A 20,697-nucleotide genomic window follows, 5' to 3' on the forward strand; every position below is an offset into this window, starting at 1 on the left:
CGCTGAGTGGCAATGTCGACGCTAAACTCACCCTGACCTGATGTTTAAAAAATGTTCACTTTTCATCAACTTACCGCCACCAGCCTGAATGGTCAGCTTATTTCAATGGCCGACTATGCAGGCAAACTGGTACTGGTGGTTAATACCGCCAGCCATTGTGGCTTTACGCCACAATATGCGGGCCTTGAAGCACTGTATAAGAAATACGACACACAGGGCCTGGTGGTGCTTGGTTTCCCCTGCAACCAGTTTGGTAAGCAGGAACCCGGTGGGGTCGACGAAATCGCGCAGACCTGCTACGTCAACTACGGCGTGAGTTTTCCAATGTTTGAGAAAGTGGAGGTTAACGGTGCCGCTACACACCCAGTATTTCGTTACCTGAAAGATGAATTACCCGGCATACTGGGTGGGAGGATCAAGTGGAACTTCACTAAATTTCTGGTCGGTCGCGACGGAAAACCGCTTAAGCGTTTTGCCCCCTTCACCACTCCAGAAAAAATAGATACCGTCATCTTTGATGCACTAAAAATCTAATGGTTGCTGTCATTCGAATATCACATTAATACTGTGGATATTCATTGATTTTTATCTTCAGTAAGTCACCGTATTAGCCAAAATAAGCGGCAATCTTCAGCTAAAGTTGGTAAATCCTCTGAACGGTTCTATAGTCTGGACTGCTTTTCATTACAGGGTTCACTAATGCGATTTAACGGACTGACTAAAGGTTTCTTCATTTTCATACTTGCCCTCGTGACCTGGGCATTCTTCGATGTGCTGTCCCCCTACTTTTCCGCCATTTTGTGGGCCGCGATATTAACGACTATCTTTAACCCGGTAAAAAACAGACTGCGCAGCGCGCTTGGCGACCGCAACGGACTGGCATCGTTTATTACCATCGTCATTATCTGTCTGATTGTCTTTATCCCGCTGATGGTAATCCTGTCATCGCTGGCCATTGAACTGAACGTGGTGTACACCAAGCTGCAACAGAATGACACGCAGTTCCCGGAGGTCGTCGCTTCTGTTCTTTCGTATCTTCCTGACTGGGCCAGAGGTTTTCTGGCAGAACACAATCTGGATGATGTCGCGCAGATCCAGAAAAAACTGTCCGATGTCGTGCTGCAGGGTGGACAATACCTCGCCGGCAGCGCGTTCCTGATTGGTAAAGGAACATTCGGCTTTGCTATTAGCTTTGGCATCATGCTGTATCTACTGTTCTTCTTACTGAAGGACGGACCGTACCTGGTGCGCCAGATTCTGGACTCATTACCGCTTTCTGATTTTGCCAAACAGCACCTGTTTGCAAAATTCGTCGGCGTGACGCGGGCAACTGTCAAGGGCACGGCGGTCGTCGCTTTGGTTCAGGGTATTCTTGGCGGCATCGCGTTTGCGATTGTAGATATCGATGGTAGCGTTCTGTGGGGCGCGTTGATGGCGTTTCTCTCCCTCGTGCCCGCCGTCGGTTCAGCGATCGTCTGGGTACCAGCAGCAATATTTCTGTTCGCCACCCATCAGCTATGGCAAGGGCTGTTTATCGTTGGCTTCTTTGTGATCATCGTTGGGCTGGTGGACAATATCCTGCGCCCGCTGCTGGTAGGTAAAGACACCAAAATGCCGGACTATCTGATTTTGATTACCACTCTCGGCGGCATGGAGATCTACGGTATTAACGGCTTTGTGATTGGCCCCCTGGTTGCTGCACTTTTCATAACCTGCTGGAACTTGTTTTCCGGGCGTGACCATGAAGGTAACGTGGAAGGAATCGACGAAGCCTTTATGGAAGAAGGAAAAAATCCTCCAGATTTTTGATTGCAGGACGATAACAGAAGGCGGTTTCAGGACCGCCTTTTTTATTTTCACGCAAAATCATACGTTTCCTATAATTTCAATCATGCGTATTCATTAATCGTCGCAGAAGGAACTAATCAGTGCGAATAGCCACAATCACCAACTGGGCCTATAGCGCGACGGTATGTCTGACCATCGCTTCAGGCGTTGTCATGCTGATGGCATCCAGCGCCGATAACACAGAACGCCAGGTGGTAGAACAGCGTTATCAGTTCGATCAACTAACCGAAGAAGTCGAACTCGATGCCTGGTCGCTGTCCGACCTGGCGCGCGACTATGTTATTGCAAAAGATCCTGAGGTGCTCAACGCCTACCGTCAGAAAGAAGCGTCGCTGAAAGCCGTTGAGCATCGTCTTTCGAAGCTCAAAGACCTTGGTGCAACGGATGAAGAGCTGGCGCTATTGCATGAAGGGCTGCGGATTGCGGATGCTCTGCAGGATGAGCAGGCCGAGGCGCTTGCCAGCGTCGCGCGTGGAGAAGAGTCGCAGGCCATCGCCCTGCTGTACGGGAAAGCCTATGAACAGGAACTGGAGCGAGCCCAGGACCGGATAGATCATTTCCGCCAGTTACTCGATAGCCGCGTACGCAACACGATTGAAGATGCAACCCAGTCATCCCGCATGCTGCGGACGGCCTCTGAAGTGATGGTCGGTCTGACAGCGCTGCTGTTTTTATTCGTTCTCGGTTTCATTTTAAAGCGTCGTGTCCTGCGACCCGTCGTGCGTTTGAGCGATGTCGTAAACCGTCTCGCATCGCAGGATTATGCCGTTGAGACGCCCAGCTTTAACCAGATAGACGAAATAGGCGACATGGCACAGGCGATCCGGATATTCCGCGAGAACGGTCTGGCTCGTCAGAGACTGGAGAAGGAGCGAGATGCCGACTGGGCAATCCGCGATCTGCTGGCACGTATGACGCAGCGTCTGCAGGGCTGCGAGAATTTTGCCGATGTCATCAATGTGGCGGAACTGTTTGCACCGAATATTGCCCCAGGTATTGCCGGGCGGCTTTACATACTGGACCGGGAACCCTGGCAAATGCGCTGCGTTGCACAATGGCTCTCACCGCAGGGTAAAGCGGATGCGTTCCACCCAGACGAATGCTGGGCTGTGCGCCGCGGCCAGAGCCACCCTCCGGTACAAGGTGAACCCGATATCGCCTGCTACCATCTGCCGGATTCATGCCAGCAGCATACCCTGTGCGTTCCACTGATTGCCCAGGGAGAAGCCATCGGTCTGCTCTCATTCCAGAACCTTAGCGATGATTCCGCCCCCTCTCGTGCGTATCTGGAGCTAATGGCAGAAGCACTCGGCCTCGCATTAGCCAACCAACGTCTGCGTGACGCCCTGCTGGAGAAAGCGCTCTACGATCCGCTAACTGGTCTACGCAACCGTCATCATCTGGAAGATACCTTACGCACTCAGATGAGCCAGGCCGTACGCAACAAGGAGCCGATCAGTTGCCTGATGATCGATATTGACCATTTTAAAAATATTAACGATCGCTTTGGTCACGAGGCGGGAGACAGCGTGATAAAAAGTATCGCCGCCACCATTCAGCGCGTGGTTCACGACAGCGGCATGGCCTTCCGCTATGGCGGTGAGGAGTTTCTGGTGCTGCTGGCCAATACGGATGAACAGGACGCCAACCGCCTTGCGACGGATATTTATAACGGCGTACGCGAACTGTCGCTGCGCTTTGGCGTCTCTGAAATTGGTCACGTCGATGTCTCTATTGGCGTAGCCAGCTATCCGCAGCACGCCCAGAGCGACAACCTGCTGCGTGCTGCAGACGTGGCACTGTATCGCGCTAAAGAGCTGGGACGTTCGCGCATCGTGAGCTTTGGCATGCTGGAAGCGAGCTGAACATGGCTTTACCTCAACGCCAGGCGGTGATATGTTAATTCAATGAACACAAAACACGATATCACCGCTTTTAATTACAACTTGTGGTGGCTGCCTTCTTAAAGGCGGTCAGAATGTGTTTCTCCCATTTTTAGATAACCGCCGAAAGGCGGTTATTTGCATTTAGAGACCCCTTTCGGTTTTATGACTAAGGAGTCTTACATGAACAATAAAACCATCATCCTCACTGGCGATCGTCCCACCGGCCCGCTGCATCTTGGCCATTATGTGGGGTCATTGCGCCAGCGCGCCGCGCTGCAACATGATTATCAGCAGTTTATATTGGTGGCTGACCTGCAAGGGCTAACCGATAACGGCAGCACACCGCAAAAGATCCGCAACAATATTCCCGAGGTACTTGCCGACTATCTTGCTGCAGGAATAGATCCTTCACTGACCACTATTTGTTTGCAATCGGCCCTGCCTGCCCTTGCGGAACTGACCGCGCTTTATATGAATATCGTCACCGTGGCTCGCGTAGAGCGTAATCCTACGGTTAAAAACGAAATTGCGCAGAAAGGGTTTGCCCGCTCGTTACCGGTTGGTTTTCTGGTTTATCCCATCAGTCAGGCGGCAGATATTACGGCCTTCAAAGCCGAAGTGGTTCCCGTCGGCGACGATCAGTTGCCAATGATTGATCAGACTAATGAAATCGTGCACAAGATGAATAGCCTGTTACCGGCCCCCGTCTTATCGCACTGCAAAGCGCTGCTGAGTGAAACCAGCCGCCTACCAGGGATCGACGGGAATGCCAAAATGTCAAAATCGCTTGGTAACACATTGCTCCTGTCAGCCAGCGAAGAAACCATTCATCACGCGGTCAGTGCAATGTACACCGACCCCAATCATCTGAAAGTATCCGACCCGGGGCAAATCGACAGCAATATGGTATTCATTTACCTCGACGCTTTTCATCCGGATAAAGCAAAAGTGGCGGAAATGAAAGCGCATTACCAACGGGGTGGACTGGGTGACCGGACATGCAAAAACGAGCTGGAGGTATGCTTGCAGGAACTCATCGCCCCAATGCGCGAGCTGCGGGCAACCTACATTCAGGATAAAGGCATGCTGATGGCAATGCTCAAAAAAGGCAGCGAACAGGCGCACGAGATCACGCAGCAGACATTAAGAGAAGTGAAGCAAGGGCTGGGTTTGCCGGTGTTCTGAACTCGACCCATTACAGTCGGCCCAATAAATAAAGACAGCTCCCAACGAGTTACCTTCGCCGGGAGCTTTCAGAATCTTCCCCACGTTTTATCAGCAAAATGCACTAATGTTTTATTTCGAAATCAAAACCTCATTTCAGGCGATGGCCCCTCTGAGAAAAGGCATGGATTGTCGCCGAAGAGACTATGCTACTCAACGAGTGGCAAAAGGAAGCATTTCATCTGTATCTACAGACAAAGATGCCCGTTTTTCAATGTGAGTTAAACCAATGGAAAGTCGATCATTTATTCTCATATTAGTTCAAACTGGAGATGCTGTTATCATTACCCCTATAATAGGAGCATTAAATATATTATAACGCTCCTATTGAACCTACCGCTTTGGTTAGGTAATGCTTATAGTTTAAAACGTTAGAGAAATTTACTCGGCTAAATATCCACCATCAATTGGATAAACTCCTCCGGTACAGAATGCGGATTTGTCTGATAGCAAAAACAAGATGAAGTCTGCTATTTCTTGCATTTTTGCCATCCTTTTCATAGGGTGGCTATTGGCGAAGCTATGTACGATATTTTCAGGAAGTGCACTCATTCGCGGGGTCTGGACATAACCAGGAGCGACTGCATTTACTCGAATTCCTTGACATGCAAATTCTAGCGCTGCGGTTTGGGTTAAACCAATTATACCATGCTTAGCCACGGTGTAAGGCGCTAATCCAGGAATGCCAACCAGGCCATTTACGGCAGATAAATTCACTATTGAGCCACCAAACTTCATCATCTGAGGTATTTCATATTTTAGGCAGTAAAAAACTCCGCTCAATGAGGTGGCAATAACCTTATCCCAGTTCTCAACTGTTTGCTCTGTTATGTTTTTACCATGATCACCTGTTAAGCCTGCATTATTTACAGCATAATCAAGTCTGCCGAAGCGTTCGATAACCTCATCGATCATTTGTCGTACTTGTTCGGGCTGTGATACATCACATCCGATCCCCATCGCTTGTTGACCCTGTGAAGATAATTGTTTCGCTTTTTGTTTAGCCTGCTCTGACGAACGGGCGACAATAATGACCTTAGCACCATGTATGTGTAATTGCTTTGCGACGGCCTCACCTATTCCTGTAGTGCTTCCTGTTATCACAGCAATTTTATTTTGGAAATTCATACTCCCCCCAAAGATGTAGAATTGAACCTTTCATCTGGGTTAGTATACAAATGAGCTGTGACAGTTTTTGTCAGTACTCTTTCTCCTCGCTAATCCCTTCTTTTACTCTCCATTTTTTCAATAAAACCGCCCTGCTTTCACTATAAAAGGAATCCAGTTGCTCAATTTCCTTAATTTTGTCAGTCCTAAAGTGGCGAAAATCATTTCTCATCTCACACCATGCAACCAAAAGCCAACATGACTCCATGTATACCAACCCAATGGGCCATATGACTCGAGAAGAGTAAGAGTCTTTCTTATCACAATACTTTATTTTGATTCTCTTTCGCTTTTTAATAGCATTGCGAATATCTTCAAAAAACATCTCATTTTTTTCTGAAGGACCAATCAGATAGGATTGACTTTCAATAAGATTTTTCAACTCACCGGAAATGACGGTATGTATTTTGGCAAGTGCATTCTTAGCGATAATTTTGAAATCATGGTCCGTATTATGAGAGACCCAATTCAATCCAAGCGTAATAGCATTGACTTCTTCATGAGACAGGTTTAAGGGTGGCAAATGAAAATCAGATTTAACGATATAACCAATTCCAGCACCACCTTCAATGCATACCCCTTGATGCTGTAGCGTTTTTATATCTCTGTAAAGGGAACGCACACTTATCCCTAATCTTTCTGAGAGTGTGGATGCAGTGATCGGATATCTTTGTGCCCTTAATATCTGTAGTAATTCGAGAAGCCTTTCTGTTCTAGTCATAGTGATAAATCCATCATGATCCTGAGACGATTTCTTAAAGCATCTATTAGATAAGCATCTTAGTACAAAGCAAGTGTAGATGGCTAAGTTGAACTGCCCCAAGGTCTGATACCGCGCTAAGTTCGTAATGCGTTCATCAGTGCGTCTGTTTTTAGGACACATTTCATCTCATTGCAGGTGGGTTGTAGCCATTCATCGCTTTTGTCGCCGGCAATACTGTGTCGGAAAGGCCACGGACTCCGACCAACTGCGGGGGATCTGTGGGGGATGAAATCAACGGCACGATCCGGAAAGAAGCGGAAAAGCAGCCCGTCCTGTGTCCACTCAGGCGCGGTACACTGGAGCCAACAATGGATATCCTTACGCATCACGCGATATGGACATGGAACCGCAAGGCGTCATTACAAAACATTCGTAAAGCTTTTCGGATAGTATATCGTGCTGTGGGTGTGAGTGAATTCAGGCAACGGGCAGATATCACCGCAATTTTTACTCTGAACTATAAATTATGAGTCCCCTTTAATCATCAATATTATTGTTGAGACCTGACAATGGTCATTACAGGCTTTATTTCTAATTTTCAGCACCAGATACCCGCTGATATTTATAGAACACATCTGTAATTTACTCCTTATTGGTGTAACGTGTAACTATATATTTCACGGAGTAACCAAATAATAGTAATTATGATTGCGCGTGAAACTATTAGTGTATTCATGACTGTGAGATAAGTAGATCGTTATCATATATTATCTTTATTTTTCATGAAGATACAACCAAACCTCAAATTCATTTAATTTATTGAAACAATCGTTTAACCTGTTTTGATAGCTTTATTCTATTGATGATTTACTGACCGATCTATATTAACTTGTTTTAAGAGTAAAGGATGTTTGCAATACTTTTATGGCCGAAATATATGTCAACAAATAAATAAACATAAACAAATAGTAAACGGAGTCGCTAATGCACTTGAAATACAATATATCTAACGTTAACGCCAGAATCGGTCGATTCGTTCGTAGCAACCGACAAAAAATGAATATGAGCGCAGAAGAGTTAGCTGTTGAGTTAAATATATGTCAGCAGCATGTATCACGGTTTGAACGGGGGCAGTGCGCTTTTACGTTAGAGTTTATTCTGCGAATTCTGAACGTTTTTAACATAAGACTGAGTCATCTTGTCAGTGAAGTTTTCTATGAGGATTCACAGGTATTTAGCAAGGCCAGAAACATTATCCAAAACAATTCAATGACTAAGACCATTAATTAACGAGCTTGATTTTTTAAAAACAGCATCTACTGGACAATATTCTTCAAGAGAAACTAAATACAACATATTGCTTTTGTATTTCTCTAATTTTTACCGGGTGTGAATATCTAAAACCTGCTACGTGAAGAAAGTCATGCTCCGCATCGCCATGTTTACTTGAATAAAGTGAACATGGCGCTGCACAGGCGTTGTATTTTTAAATCCATAATTAGGAATATTACTTAAATGAAATTAAATAAACTACTGGTTGCTTTATCGCTTACTTTTATTTCCGGCTCAGTCCTTGCGGCAGGTGGAGACACGGCCACGCTTAAAGTCACCGGAAAATTAGTGCCGGGCGCATGCGCCGTCAATCTGGATAACGCCGGTATTGTTGACTACGGAACAATGTTAATGACGAACCTGTCTGCAACTGAAGACAATCAACTGCCGGAAAAACGTATTAATATGGGTATTAAATGCAATTCCGAACGACTTGTTGCGTATACCCTTCATGATGAACGTAGAGATTCTCTTTATAATGGTGTGATTAAAAATGCCACCGTTGATGGCAGCGATATACCCGCAAGCAGCAATCAATTTGGTCTGGGGCTTACGAACGACGGTGAAACAACACTGGGGGCATATACTGTTATTAACTGGTTCCCTGATATGACTTATTCGGGTAGCACTGACAATCTGGTGTTTATCAGTAAAAAAATTACCAGCGACGACTGGTCACGCACGGCCTCTGGCAGCACCGTAAACGGCGTGGATGTTGCGGCCAGGTTACACACCTTAGGTAATCCTGATACATTAACCCCGGCAGCTTTCTCTGAATTGAAAGTTCCATTATCTATTAAAGGAGTTCTTCGCAAAGGGGAAGACCTTAAGATTACGGATGAAACGAATCTCGACGGTGAGGCAACGATTTCTCTGGTTTATCTTTAATAATATCCCGTAAATTAATACGATAAAATCAATTTTATCGACTCTGTTTATTACCGGGCCATGTTCTAATGGCCCGGTAAATATACTGGAATAACTACAATGCGTCAGCCATTTTTCTTCTGGAAAGTTCTTTTCATTCTTTCACTTTTCCTGATATGCGTCCCACAGGTTAGTATGGCCACCGGAATGCAGCCTGACAGTTCCCTTTTACTGATCCAGGCAAAGGAAAGCGGAGGCAGCATGAATGTCACCAATACGGACAATATCCCTTCCCTGCTTTACACACAGGTCATTAATGTTGACGGTGAGGATGACACGATTAAACTCCTGCCGACTCAGCCGGTAGTCCGGGTTGAAGGAGGTAAGACTCAGCAAGTTCGATTTATTCTTAAAACGGAAAAGCCGCTAATTACTGAGCATCTTAAACGTGTCATTTTCGAAGGTATCCCCCCAAAAATCCCCGGTAGTAACAAAATTGGTATTACCATACGTCAGAATTTACCCGTACTTATTCATCCAGAAGGATTACCGGAACGAAAAGATCCCTGGACGTTACTTACATGGCATAAAGAAGGCAATCAGCTGAAAGTTACTAATCCAGGCCCCTATGTCGTCCGCCTGGCCCAGCAGTTTGTCACACTACCGTCGAAGACACAATTTGACCTCGGGAGAACGTATTTACTGCCGGGCCAGCATATAACCTTATCATCAGCATCCTCGCTTACGGCTGATAACGAAGTACGTTTTGTTCCAGTCAGCCGTTACGGTGTTCAGGTGTCGGAGTTTATTGCTTCGCTAAATTGAAAGAAACCTTAGCGCCAGACCGGATGTCAGGTTTCAACGCTGAATATTTATTATAAAAACCTATTTCGCATCAGAACGATTTATATCCGAGCTCCTGGAAGGATAGCTATAAGGTTAATAAATGCCCTTTAATTTAATCAGAACATTGCCTGTTCACAGGTATGCATATTATTTATTTCTCGGTCTACTTGGTAGTTACAGTATGATGTTATCCGCCGAACCTTTACTATTTGATGACGGAAGATTAAAAAACCGTGGACTGGATGCTGGTCTGAGTCATTATTTTTCTCACGCCGCACGTTTTTCACCAGGCGAATATCCTGTTAGTTGGGTGATTAACGGGCGCAATAAACGTCAGCTTATGACGCGATTTAATGCGCAGGGCGAACCCTGTATAACTCCTGAAACATCCCGAAATCTCGGACTTGCGTATGAGTTTAATCAAGGATGTCTGGATTATCAGACGCTTTATCCCGCAGCACAGTTAACGGCAGACCCGTATAAAAATCAGATTAGTTTTACAGTTCCGACATCTGCGCTGACGCCAGAAAGCATCTTATTACGCAAGGATATTATTCAGGGAGGCACATCGGGGCTGCTTAATTATAATCTGCAGTCGTCAACCACAGTTCAGTCCGGAAAGCACGAAACTTATCAACTGGGACTATTTGAATCAGGACTGAATCTGAATGACTGGCTGCTTCGCAGTCGTCATACGGTATCGTACAGTGACGGAACACGTCGTTCTCAGCGACTATATACTTATGTCCAGAAGACGTTTCAGTCGCTACAACAGACTTTTCAGGCAGGAGAGATATACGCTCGTCAGACGCTACTCGCCATTCCTGGATTAACGGGGCTTCAACTGTTTCCTGATAGTGCACTGCGTCCTGCTCGTAGCGGCGTTTCTGTTCAGGGAATAGCGCGTTCCGCGCAGGCTCGTGTTGAGGTTTATCAAAACGGACAGTTAATCGAGGCAACACAGGTTCCTGAAGGACCGTTTTCATTAGATAACATTTCCATGCTCAGCACGCAGTTTCCGCTGGATGTGAAAGTGACGGAACAGGATGGTCAGTTAACAACGTTTTCAGTACCTGTCACGGCCTTACAAACTCCGGCCGACGCTCCCCTTTATGGTTCTGTGGCACTCGGTAAAGTGCGCGAGACAGTTGCCAGCGATGAATCGGCCCCCTGGCTCATTACCGGAAGTCAGGGAATGCGGATTTCCCGACAGGCAACGCTAAGCGGTAGCGCTCTGGCCTCAGCACAGTATCAATCCGCGGCGGCATCCCTGAGTTTTATTCCGATACCGGCATGGTCACTGTCGCTGCAAACCACGATGGCACAGGAACAGTACACGCATCATGCGGGCAGCAAGGAAAGCCTCAGTCTCCGCTACCAGCTTAACCCTTCCGCCAGTATTCAGGCGGCCTGGACCACAACATCTGCGGGATTTCGTGAGCTCAGCGACGCTGTAAATCATACGACTTCCACAGCGAACAGTTACTACAATGTGGGAGGTAACTGGGCTCATGAACATTTAGGTCTGTTTTCGCTGAGTTACTCGACCTCCTCCGCGCGTGACCATGCCGCCACACCGAAATCATGGTATGCCTCATGGTCAAAAAACTGGCGCAGGGCTGGACATGGTCAGATTAACCTTTCGGCCACATGGCAACGTGTTTCTGGCTCCCGGACGAGTACGCAACGTGACGATGATGTCTTTTATATCCGACTTGGGCTGCCTCTGGGACACGATCGCGTAAATCTGTCCCTTCGTCGACAGGGCTCCCGGACTTATAACGATGTTCAGACCAGCGGACAATGGGACGATATGTCATATTCGCTATCGGCAGGACGGGACTGGCAAAATGCCCAAAATACCATCAGCGGCAGTTTTGGGCAGAATTTGCATTATGCCCAGATGAGTGGGTATGCCAGCCAGACCGCCAATTATTGGGGGTATGGCGGTTCGCTAAGCGGTGGGATTTCCGTTAATCAGGAAGGGATACTTTTTTCACCTTATGCGATTCAGGAATCATACGGCGCCCTTTCATTAAATTCTCCGCTTTCCGGGATCAAAGTATCTACCCCGCAGGGCCCCGTCTGGACTGATTATCGCGGCAAAGCGCTGGTTCCCGGCTTAACACCGTGGCAGCCCTCTCGTCTCAATATTGATGTTAAAACGTTGCCCAGACATGTCGACTTAACCAATGGTGCCGCGGAGCTTACCGTTTCGCGAGGAGCCGTCGCATTCACACAATTCAGGGTATCAGACACCCGCAGGGTACTCATGACAGTCAGACGTACTAACGGAAAGCTTCTGTCTAAAGGAAAAGGGATCGTAGACAGCGATGGGCAGTACGTGACGAATTCTCTGGAAAAAGGCCTGGTTTTCTTTAGCAACCTGCAGCCCGGTGAGTCGTTCTTTGTGGGGGATGACAACGGTAGCCCCATGTGCCAGCTACAGTATTCCCTGCCCCCAACACCACCTCAGGATGGTTTATATGAAGAGTTAACGGGAGTATGCGAATGATTCGTTTAATATCATTATGTTGCGGCATCTATTTTATTGTCAGTCCGGTCGTTCAAGCGCAGTGCAATATTATTGCCAGCCAGTTGCGCCACGAATACGGCAAAGTCCGGTTTCAGGATACTGAGCCCACCGGGCAGGTACAATGGCAGCAGTTGCCCGCCCGCCAGGTACAGGTACAGGTGCGGTGTGATGTTCCTCAACCCATACATATCCGGTTTGATGACAATGACCGTCGAGGACTCGACTTCAGTTTCGGTGAGGAGGGACGGGCAACGGTGATGTTCAGTGAAGCGTTTGTCGATAATAAGAGCAGCCAGTTCGTTGTTCACCACGAGCTTAATAAATCGTCTGAATCACGGTCGCAGACCCCTGTTGCTGTTCTCAACGGAGACACAGTTGAGCTCCAGCAGCATCATCAGCCCGTGAACGGGATGTCGGCCACTTTCCTGCTTACGGTTATTCCCCGTGTACAGGCCCGCAGCTTTCAGGTTTCAGATCAGCAGGCGTCAACATTGTCATTACGTATGACCGTACCAGAGAGAGAATAACTCGATGATTTCATTTTGGTTCAAGGAAATTTTTCAGCGTGTTATATACCACCAGTCAAGTGTTACAGGAAAGATGCGCCTGATTTCGCTTATTAAAAGCCGGATACATCGGTGGCTTTGTTGTGCCGGGGGGATATTTTGCCTGTTGATTACGAAGGCGTATGCGGAAAATACGGTGGATGTGAGCTTTTCAGCTGAAATGATCCCGGCCGCATGCCGGGTATCGCTGGATAATGGCGGCACTGTGGATTACGGTACGCTGAGTCTCTCATCGATCCGTTCTTCATCTCCCTATCTGTTGACGCCACGTGTTATCGGCTTGCATATACAGTGCGAGAGCCTGCGACAGGTGGCATGGATGGTCAATGATGAAAAAGCGGAAACCCGGGTCCGTAACCTGATAATTGACTCTCACGATGATAAGACATCTGGTCGGCATTCATCTGACACCCTCTTTGGACTGGGTGTTACCTCAGGTCAAAAACCGATTGGTGGTTACCTGATAACCGCATTAGCCGGGGAGAGCGCCGTGGAAGGCGATATCGCGTCATGGGGGTATCAGACGGGGGAACAAGAACGGAGCATGTGGCAATCAGCCGGGACAGCACTAACACTGATTTCAGGCATCATGAGACTGACTCCGGTGGATGCGAAAAATAATCCCGTGGCAATTCGTCAGTTGACAATCCCCCTCAGGATCTCTGCCGCCATTGCCTCCGATGGCCTGAGCTTACAGGATGAGACTGAGTTACAGGGCGAGGCCACAATCAGCCTGATTTATTTGTAATATTGGGACAAGAATAGTATCCCGCAACACATGTCTGTTGACTTATTTTGTAAAAAGACTACTTTTCAGGACATGAAGAAGATACTCATCATTGTTCCCGATGGCGGCATGCTGTTTGAATCCGCCGGTATTGCCGACATCATGATGCAGGCCAACCGCCTGCATCCCAAAAGCGCTACGGAAACCTGTTATCAGGTTCAGTTAGCCACAACGCAACCACATCAGGTGATCCATGGTCAGTCCGGCCTGAACCTACTGGCAGATCATCGCCTGCATGAGATAGATCCTCGCGAACCTCTCGATACCATCATTATCACTGGCAGAGGTCAAAATCCGCAGGAAGGAATTGCTGTGGTTGACTGGCTGCGCCTTGCCGCTCCCCATGCCCGCCGCATTGCATCCATTTGCGGCGGTGCGATGCTGCTGGCACAAACCGGGCTGCTGGACGGCAGACGAGCCACCACCCACTGGAAACTACTTGAAACCATGCAGGCAGAATTCCCTCAGGTGCGCGTCGAAAGCGGTCCGCTTTATATTCAGGACGAACACATCTGGACATCGGGTGGCGTGAGCTCCGGCTTTGATCTAACGCTAGCGCTGGTTGAAGAGGATTATGGTTTCAGTCTGGCGCGCGACGTCGCTCAAGACTTCGTCATGTACCTGCGCCGTCCTGGGGGCCAGCTGCAGTTTAGCCGCTACAACCTTCAGCATACCAGTACTCTGGGCCCGATTAACGATCTGCTGGTCTGGCTGCTTGAGAACCTCACCGCCGACCTCAGCGTGGATAAACTGGCGGAAAAAGTCGCCATGAGTCCACGTAACTTCACCCGCGTGTTTACCCGGGAAACAGGAGCTTCACCGGCGCGCTATGTAGCTGAAGCTCGTCTGGCCGCCGCCCGGCAGCGTCTGGAGCAGACCAACGAGACGCTGGAGCGTATTGCCGAACAAACGGGATTCGGCAGCAGCATCAACCTGCGACGACTATTCGAAAAACAGCTTCACCTGACCCCGGGCGAATATCGCCAGCGTTTTCATTGTCGTAAAATGGCCTAAAGTGATCCTCTTTTGTCGTTTACGCCAAGCAGTGATCGGCCTAAATTTATGCCAGAGACAACAGATAAGGAGTTGATCATGGTAAAGGTCGGTATTAACGGTTTTGGCCGTATCGGACGTAACGTACTGCGTGCTGCACTGGGTAACTCGGATATTCAGATTGTGGCAATCAACGATCTGACTGACAGTAAAACATTGGCGCACCTGCTGAAATACGATTCGCTGCTGGGTAAACTCGATGCCGACGTCGCCGCCAGTGAGGGGCAACTGGTCGTTAACGGTAATTCCATTACTGTTTTTAGCGAACGCGACCCAGCCAAAATCCCCTGGCGTCAACGTGAAGTCGATATTGTCATTGAAGCAACCGGCTTCTTCACTGAACGAGACAAGGCGGCAGTACATATCCACAGCGGTGGCGCAAAGCGCGTAATTATCTCTGCTCCAGGTAAAAACGATGATTTAACCATCGTGATGGGCGTTAACGATCATCTCTACTCGGCGGATAAACACTTTGTCGTCAGCAACGGTAGTTGCACCACCAACGGTCTGGCACCTGCCGCGCAGGTTTTGCACCAACATTTCGGTATTAAGCATGGTCTGATGAACACCACCCATGCCTACACCAACAGCCAGGCGCTGCACGACCAACCGGAAAAAGATCTTCGTGGCGCCCGCGCCGCTGCATTGTCGATAGTGCCCTACTCAAGCGGTGCTGCTAAGGCACTTGGCAAAGTCATCCCTGAGCTGGATGGTCGCTTAACCGGTTATTCGCTGCGCGTACCAGTTCCGGTAGTGTCAATTGTCGACCTGACCGTCACGCTTGAGCGGGATGTAACGGAAGAAGAAGTCAATAATGCATTTCGTAACGCCGCCGCGACGGGGCCGCTGAAAGGGATCCTGGGCTATAGCGATGAACCGCTCGTTTCAAGCGACTACCAGGGTGACCCGCGTTCATCCATTATCGACGGCCTGTCAACGTTGGTAATTGGTGGCAATATGGTCAAAATTCTCGCCTGGTACGATAACGAATGGGGATTCTCCAATCGGCTCGTCGACCTGGCGCTGTTAATGGCAAAAAACGAGCGCTAACTCCTGCTTCCCACGCCCTCTTAAAATCCACGCCTGGCGTGGATTTTTTAACTCTGCCACGGCAGATTAAATGTGAGTTTGATGGCGGAGCAATTCCTCTCAACTTAGTCATTTTATTAATCTTACGGTTGCTACCATAATAAAAAGTCACTAAGCGAAGCCTATAACCCGCAGGCAATATGAGTAATGTGAACTTAATTGAGGATTCCGGTATGACCACCTTTCATCAACTTACTGCCACCAGTCTCAATGGCCAACCCATCTCGATGGCCGATTACGCTGGCAAACTGGTGCTGGTGGTTAATACCGCCAGTCATTGTGGATTCACGCCACAATAGCAGGCCTCGAAGTGCTCGATAAGAAGTACGCCGCACAGGGTCTGGTGGTGCTGGGTTTCCCCTGCAACCAGTTCGGTAAACAGGAACCTGGTGGAGCCGATGAAATCGCACAAACCTGTCACATCGACTACGGTGTGAGCTTCCCGATGTTTGAGAAAGTGGACGTCAACGGCGCTAGGACGCATCCGGTGTTTCGTTTCCTGAAAGATGAATTACCCGGCGTGCTGGGTGGATCAAGTGGAACTTCACTAAATTCCTGATCGGGCGCGACGGTAAGCCGCTTAAGCGTTTTGCTCCCTACACGACTCAAGAGAAAATAGAAGCCACGATCCTTGCAACGCTAAAAGACTGAGTGCTCATGTCATTCAAACCGTTCCCATTATGCCCCTGCCTGCTGCATGAATAAAAAACACGCTGCAAAATCAACAAAATATAATCAACTTGCTTAATTACTCTGCAATCGCGTGAGATCAGGAAGAAAAATGCCATTTCCCTCTTGCCTCATTCGGTCTGTGCCGCTAATATTCGTCCCCGTTGTCACCTACAACGTTGCGTTCATAGCTCAGTTGGTTAGAGCACCACCTTGACATGGTGGGGGTCGTTGGTTCGAGTCCAATTGAACGCACCATCTTGCGTCCGTAGCTCAGTTGGTTAGAGCACCACCTTGACATGGTGGGGGTCGGTGGTTCGAGTCCACTCGGACGCACCAAATCATCTCTTCGATTTGGTGCTATTTCCCCTCAAAACTATCGTTTATCTTCAGTTTTATCATTTCCTACGTTGCTACAATAGCAATGCGTTAAATCATTCTAAATTCCATGCTCAACGCGTATCATTCATCTTCTTCGTATAATGTCTTTCATCAGAGCCCGGATACCATGCCCTCTTCCATTCTCCTGTTCGCCGCGGGCAGTTTACGCCCAGCATGTACCCCGCTGATAAGCCAGTTCACGCGCATGAGTGGAATAGACGTCAAGATTGAATATGGTCCGGCCGGTTTACTGCGCGAGCGTATTGAAGCGGGTGAACCGTGTGCGCTCTTTGCCTCCGCCAACCGGGAACATCCGCAAAACCTGCTGGTACGTAATAAAGCCGTCTCAACGCACACCTTTTGCTGGAACAAACTGAGCCTTGTCAGCAACCGAATCGGAACCTGGCTGGATTTACTCCGCGACCCAACGCTGCGACCAGGGACATCAACGCCCGGCTGCGACCCTTCCGGAGACTATACCTGGGCATTTTTCGACAATATGGATGTACTGGAACCAGGACTCGGGCAGCAACTTCGGGCGCGCGCTATCCCACTGGTTGGTGGCCGTGATACGGTTAAAATCCCGCAAGGAGAACTGGCGAGCGCCTGGATCCTGCGCCAGGGGCTGGCCGATCTGTTTATCGGTTACGCGCATTACGCACACGCGCTGCACGCGATGACCGACGTACATTACGTGGCTATTCCGGACGAGCACAATATTTTTTGCGAATACCAACTGGCGGTGCTTGATGCATCCAAAGAAGTCATGGCGCTGGTTGAATTCATACTTTCCCGCAGCGGTCAGGCGTTCCTTACCGCCGCAGGATTCTTACCGCTTAACGCCGAATAGAAAACAACGGTGCGATAAACGGCGTAGGGTGATTCTCCACGCTAAGTTTTCGCAGCGGTAAGCCATAGGCCAGAAACAGATTCTCTTCGGTCACAATGCTGTCCGTTGGCCCTGCCCGCCATTTACCTTCAGGGAGTAGCAGCAAAGTATGGGAAGCAACCTGCAACGCGTGAAGCGGATCGTGGGTCGAAAAGAGAATGCTGCATCTCTGTTGATGGGCCAAATCGCTGATGAGCTGGAGCACCACCTGCTGATTGGCGAGATCCAGCGCGGAACACGGTTCATCAAGTAACAACGTTTGACACTCAGTCACCAGAGCCCGGGCAATCATCACTAACTGTTGCTGCCCGCCAGAAAGTGAGCCAAATGAGATGGAGGCAAGATGCGCAATACTCAACTGCTCTAATGCCTGCATTGCTCTTTGTTGATCCTGCTGGCTGGGTTGCGCAAAAAGCTTCACGTGCTGTGCTCGCCCCATCAGCACCACATCGCTGACCGTATAAGGAAACGGTAGATGGCTATGCTGTGCCACAATTCCTATCCCACCGTTATTTTCAATACTCCCGCCTAAAGCAGGCAGCGTGCCGGTTAGCGTATCAAGCAGCGTACTTTTACCCAGACCGTTACGTCCAAGCACGGCCCAGATATCACCTTTCTGGCAACAGAACGTTAGCGGCTCAAATAGCGGCGCGCGATACCCATAAGAAAGCTGATTTACGCGCAGTGCGGCAGGTATCATGAATTCTCCCGACGGCTGGTACGAATGAGCAAGAAAGCAAACAACGGCGCACCGAACAATGCGGTGATGATCCCCAGCGGTATCTCCGCGTGCATCAGAGTGCGGGCAATATCATCCACCACAATCATAAAACCGCCCCCCAACCAGAAGGCACACGGCAGTAGACGACGATGATCAACGCCCACCAGCAAACGCGCCAGATGCGGAATAACCAACCCAACCCAGGCAATACTGCCGCTGACTGCCACCTGAGCGGCGACCAAAAATGCGCAGCACACCAAAACGCTGCGTCGCAGAGGAACCACCGCCACCCCCAGTGCTCTGGCATCTTTGTCATTGAGCGATAACAGGTTTATCCGCCAGCGTAGCTGGAACAAAACCGTCGCGGCGATACCGACTGGAACCGCCAATAGCAGTACTTTATGCCAGTTGGCCGTCGCGAAGCTCCCCAGCAGCCAGAACACAATATTAGGTAACGTCTCTTCAGTATCAGCCTGATATTGGATCAGGCTCACCAGCGCGGCAAAAAAGCCGCTCAAAATGATACCTGACAGGATCAACACCAGCGTATTCTCCAGCCCCTGTAACGCAGCAATGGCATACACCAGGATCAATGCCGTCAGACCGAAGAAAAACGTTGACCCCATCATCAGCAAGGGCGAAAGACCGAGCAGGATGGCCAGCGTTCCGCCAAAGGCTGCCCCCGACGTCACACCGATAATATGCGGGTCGACCAGCGGATTATGAAATACTCCTTGCAACGTCGTCCCGCATAACCCCAACGCGCCCCCCGCCAGCAGCGCCATCAGAATACGCGGTAATCTGACCGTCCAGATCACCTGGCTGGCTATTTCCTCAGCGTCGCTATAGTGCGTCAGGTGGTAAAACACCTCGCTTAACGACAGCGGATATTGTCCGAGGCATAGCGAACTGACGCCCAGCAACAGGACCACAACGATTAAGAGCGGTTGCTGGGGCAAAAAACGGTTACTTAGCTGCATCAGACTGCCAGTTCACACGATAAAAACGCTGATAGTAATCTTGCGCCTGCGCATCAACGTCCACATCTTTATAGGCATCCGGATACAGTTTTTTGGCCATCCACAGTTCACCGATCGCCAACGCCTCTGGCATCGGATAGCCCCAGGCTTTGGCGTATTCAGGCATCAACCAGACACGATGATTTTTCACCGCATCAATCCCCTGCCAGTTCGGATCGTTTTGGATCTGAGTTACCACCTGCGGATAGCGATCCTGGACAAAAATCACCTGCGGGTTCCACGCTAATACCTGCTCCAGCGCAACCTGACGGGCCCCTTTCACACTGGCAGCCGCCACGTTTAATCCCCCCGCGTGCTGCATCATCAGTCCGGTGTACTTCCCGGAGCCGTAAGTCATCAGGTCGGGGTTAGCCATATAAATACGGACTTTTTGCGCATCCGGGATGTTTGCAACCGGCGCATTGAATTTTGCTCGTGCCGCAAAAACGTAGTCGATTAACGTTTCAGCCTGCGGTTTGCGCCCCACGACATCCGCAATCAGGCGAATACCCTGCTTTAACCCTTCGTTGTAGACCTGCTCTTCATCGGCCATAGTCGGGTTCATTTTATTCTGTTGCCCGTCGGCATCTTTGCGCAATGAGATAGCAACGACCGGAATACCGGCGTTCTGAATCTGCTGGATCATCTCCGCGGGCGCATAGTTGGCGACAAACACCACCTGTGGATGAATTGCCAGCAGGCTTTCAATGTTCACGCTGGTGAGATCGCCCGGTGTCGGCAATGTAGTAATCGTCGGCATAAAGCGCGCAAATTCAGGCCCGAGCTGTTTTTTCCAGCTCGACATCACGCCAACAATGTCCTGCTGCGCATTGAGCTGGACCAGAATATTCAACGTCTGGTGTTGCAGCACGACCACTTTGTCCACATGGTCAGGAATCGTGACCTGACGACCAAGCTGATCGGTGATCGTACGGTCGGCCTGAGCAGAAAACGCAAACAACATGCTGGCGCATACCAGCACAAAAGAGCGGAAAGTTAACATGGGATACCATCTGAATAGAGGAGTAAAAACGATATGCATTAAATTATATAACGTGATGACTGGCAACCCATTATCATCATGCAACGCACCAAGCCCCACATTTAAGAGGGG

General features: G+C 49.1%; 18 protein-coding genes, 2 tRNA genes and 2 pseudogenes. 16 read left to right on the forward strand and 6 right to left on the reverse strand.

Annotation, left to right across the window (positions count from 1 at the left end):
• Positions 1–51: 51 nt before the first annotated feature.
• The 4 genes from OGX67_RS17135 to trpS all read left to right on the forward strand — a co-directional run bounded on the left by OGX67_RS17135 (position 52) and on the right by trpS (position 4,919).
• The gene (locus OGX67_RS17135; RefSeq protein ID WP_204583597.1) at positions 52–534 is read left to right on the forward strand and encodes a glutathione peroxidase; all 483 of its coding nucleotides are present in this window, start codon (positions 52–54) and stop codon (positions 532–534) included.
• Positions 535–699: 165 nt separating this feature from the next.
• Positions 700–1,809 (forward strand): AI-2E family transporter, encoded by a 1,110-nt coding sequence (locus tag OGX67_RS17140; protein ID WP_003029249.1) that lies wholly within the window; start codon positions 700–702, stop codon positions 1,807–1,809.
• A 119-nt stretch (positions 1,810–1,928) separates the two neighbouring features.
• Complete coding sequence (locus tag OGX67_RS17145) at positions 1,929–3,713, forward strand: diguanylate cyclase (RefSeq protein ID WP_058842639.1); 1,785 nt, start codon at positions 1,929–1,931, stop codon at positions 3,711–3,713.
• A gap of 201 nt (positions 3,714–3,914) precedes the next feature.
• Positions 3,915–4,919 (forward strand): tryptophan--tRNA ligase, encoded by a 1,005-nt coding sequence (gene trpS, locus OGX67_RS17150; protein ID WP_286526888.1) that lies wholly within the window; start codon positions 3,915–3,917, stop codon positions 4,917–4,919.
• A 420-nt stretch (positions 4,920–5,339) separates the two neighbouring features.
• Here trpS and OGX67_RS17155 read toward each other — a convergent pair whose 3' ends face one another.
• From OGX67_RS17155 to OGX67_RS27000, 3 genes and pseudogenes are all read right to left on the reverse strand, one after another.
• Positions 5,340–6,086 (reverse strand): SDR family NAD(P)-dependent oxidoreductase, encoded by a 747-nt coding sequence (locus tag OGX67_RS17155; protein ID WP_003029256.1) that lies wholly within the window; start codon positions 6,084–6,086, stop codon positions 5,340–5,342.
• 70 nt (positions 6,087–6,156) lie between these two features.
• A complete protein-coding gene (locus tag OGX67_RS17160) occupies positions 6,157–6,846 on the reverse strand; it encodes a helix-turn-helix transcriptional regulator (RefSeq protein WP_003836487.1) in 690 nt (229 codons plus the stop codon).
• 134 nt (positions 6,847–6,980) lie between these two features.
• A pseudogene (locus OGX67_RS27000) lies at positions 6,981–7,154 on the reverse strand (DNA methylase); the annotation flags it as partial.
• 658 nt (positions 7,155–7,812) lie between these two features.
• Here OGX67_RS27000 and OGX67_RS17170 point away from each other — a divergent pair.
• The 12 genes and pseudogenes from OGX67_RS17170 to OGX67_RS17225 all read left to right on the forward strand — a co-directional run bounded on the left by OGX67_RS17170 (position 7,813) and on the right by OGX67_RS17225 (position 17,804).
• Positions 7,813–8,118 (forward strand): helix-turn-helix domain-containing protein, encoded by a 306-nt coding sequence (locus OGX67_RS17170; RefSeq protein ID WP_003836489.1) that lies wholly within the window; start codon positions 7,813–7,815, stop codon positions 8,116–8,118.
• 225 nt (positions 8,119–8,343) lie between these two features.
• On the forward strand, positions 8,344–9,048 hold the full coding sequence (locus OGX67_RS17175; protein ID WP_016150178.1) for a DUF1120 domain-containing protein: 705 nt from the start codon (positions 8,344–8,346) through the stop codon (positions 9,046–9,048).
• A 99-nt stretch (positions 9,049–9,147) separates the two neighbouring features.
• On the forward strand, positions 9,148–9,852 hold the full coding sequence (locus OGX67_RS17180; protein WP_257651453.1) for a fimbria/pilus chaperone family protein: 705 nt from the start codon (positions 9,148–9,150) through the stop codon (positions 9,850–9,852).
• A gap of 202 nt (positions 9,853–10,054) precedes the next feature.
• Positions 10,055–12,388: a fimbria/pilus outer membrane usher protein gene (locus OGX67_RS17185; RefSeq protein WP_257651452.1), complete on the forward strand. Its 2,334-nt coding sequence runs from the start codon at positions 10,055–10,057 to the stop codon at positions 12,386–12,388.
• The gene (locus tag OGX67_RS17190; protein ID WP_193339403.1) at positions 12,385–12,936 is read left to right on the forward strand and encodes a DUF1120 domain-containing protein; all 552 of its coding nucleotides are present in this window, start codon (positions 12,385–12,387) and stop codon (positions 12,934–12,936) included. The genes OGX67_RS17185 and OGX67_RS17190 overlap by 4 nt, the downstream gene beginning before the upstream one ends.
• Positions 12,937–12,940: 4 nt before the next feature.
• Positions 12,941–13,723, forward strand: coding sequence for a DUF1120 domain-containing protein (locus tag OGX67_RS17195; RefSeq protein WP_032941311.1), 783 nt, complete (start codon positions 12,941–12,943; stop codon positions 13,721–13,723).
• A gap of 72 nt (positions 13,724–13,795) precedes the next feature.
• Complete coding sequence (locus OGX67_RS17200) at positions 13,796–14,776, forward strand: GlxA family transcriptional regulator (RefSeq protein WP_003029273.1); 981 nt, start codon at positions 13,796–13,798, stop codon at positions 14,774–14,776.
• 78 nt (positions 14,777–14,854) lie between these two features.
• The gene (gene gap, locus OGX67_RS17205; protein WP_016150174.1) at positions 14,855–15,865 is read left to right on the forward strand and encodes a type I glyceraldehyde-3-phosphate dehydrogenase; all 1,011 of its coding nucleotides are present in this window, start codon (positions 14,855–14,857) and stop codon (positions 15,863–15,865) included.
• Between the two features lie 212 nt (positions 15,866–16,077).
• Positions 16,078–16,555: pseudogene (locus OGX67_RS17210) on the forward strand (glutathione peroxidase).
• Between the two features lie 199 nt (positions 16,556–16,754).
• Positions 16,755–16,831: transfer RNA gene (locus tag OGX67_RS17215), tRNA-Val, on the forward strand.
• A 4-nt stretch (positions 16,832–16,835) separates the two neighbouring features.
• Positions 16,836–16,912 (forward strand) — tRNA-Val (locus OGX67_RS17220).
• Between the two features lie 169 nt (positions 16,913–17,081).
• A complete protein-coding gene (locus OGX67_RS17225; RefSeq protein WP_268044049.1) occupies positions 17,082–17,804 on the forward strand; it encodes a substrate-binding domain-containing protein in 723 nt (240 codons plus the stop codon).
• Here OGX67_RS17225 and OGX67_RS17230 read toward each other — a convergent pair.
• The 3 genes from OGX67_RS17230 to OGX67_RS17240 are packed head-to-tail and all read right to left on the reverse strand — an operon-like array spanning position 17,791 to position 20,586.
• Complete coding sequence (locus OGX67_RS17230) at positions 17,791–18,543, reverse strand: ABC transporter ATP-binding protein (protein ID WP_204583609.1); 753 nt, start codon at positions 18,541–18,543, stop codon at positions 17,791–17,793. The genes OGX67_RS17225 and OGX67_RS17230 overlap by 14 nt on opposite strands.
• Positions 18,540–19,544: a FecCD family ABC transporter permease gene (locus OGX67_RS17235; RefSeq protein WP_257651449.1), complete on the reverse strand. Its 1,005-nt coding sequence runs from the start codon at positions 19,542–19,544 to the stop codon at positions 18,540–18,542. Before OGX67_RS17235 ends, OGX67_RS17230 begins: the two co-directional genes overlap by 4 nt.
• Positions 19,531–20,586 (reverse strand): ABC transporter substrate-binding protein, encoded by a 1,056-nt coding sequence (locus OGX67_RS17240; protein WP_003029285.1) that lies wholly within the window; start codon positions 20,584–20,586, stop codon positions 19,531–19,533. The genes OGX67_RS17235 and OGX67_RS17240 overlap by 14 nt, the downstream gene beginning before the upstream one ends.
• Positions 20,587–20,697 lie beyond the last annotated feature (111 nt).

This window comes from Citrobacter sp. Cf118 (assembly GCF_030334095.1).
Taxonomy (GTDB): domain Bacteria; phylum Pseudomonadota; class Gammaproteobacteria; order Enterobacterales; family Enterobacteriaceae; genus Citrobacter; species Citrobacter freundii.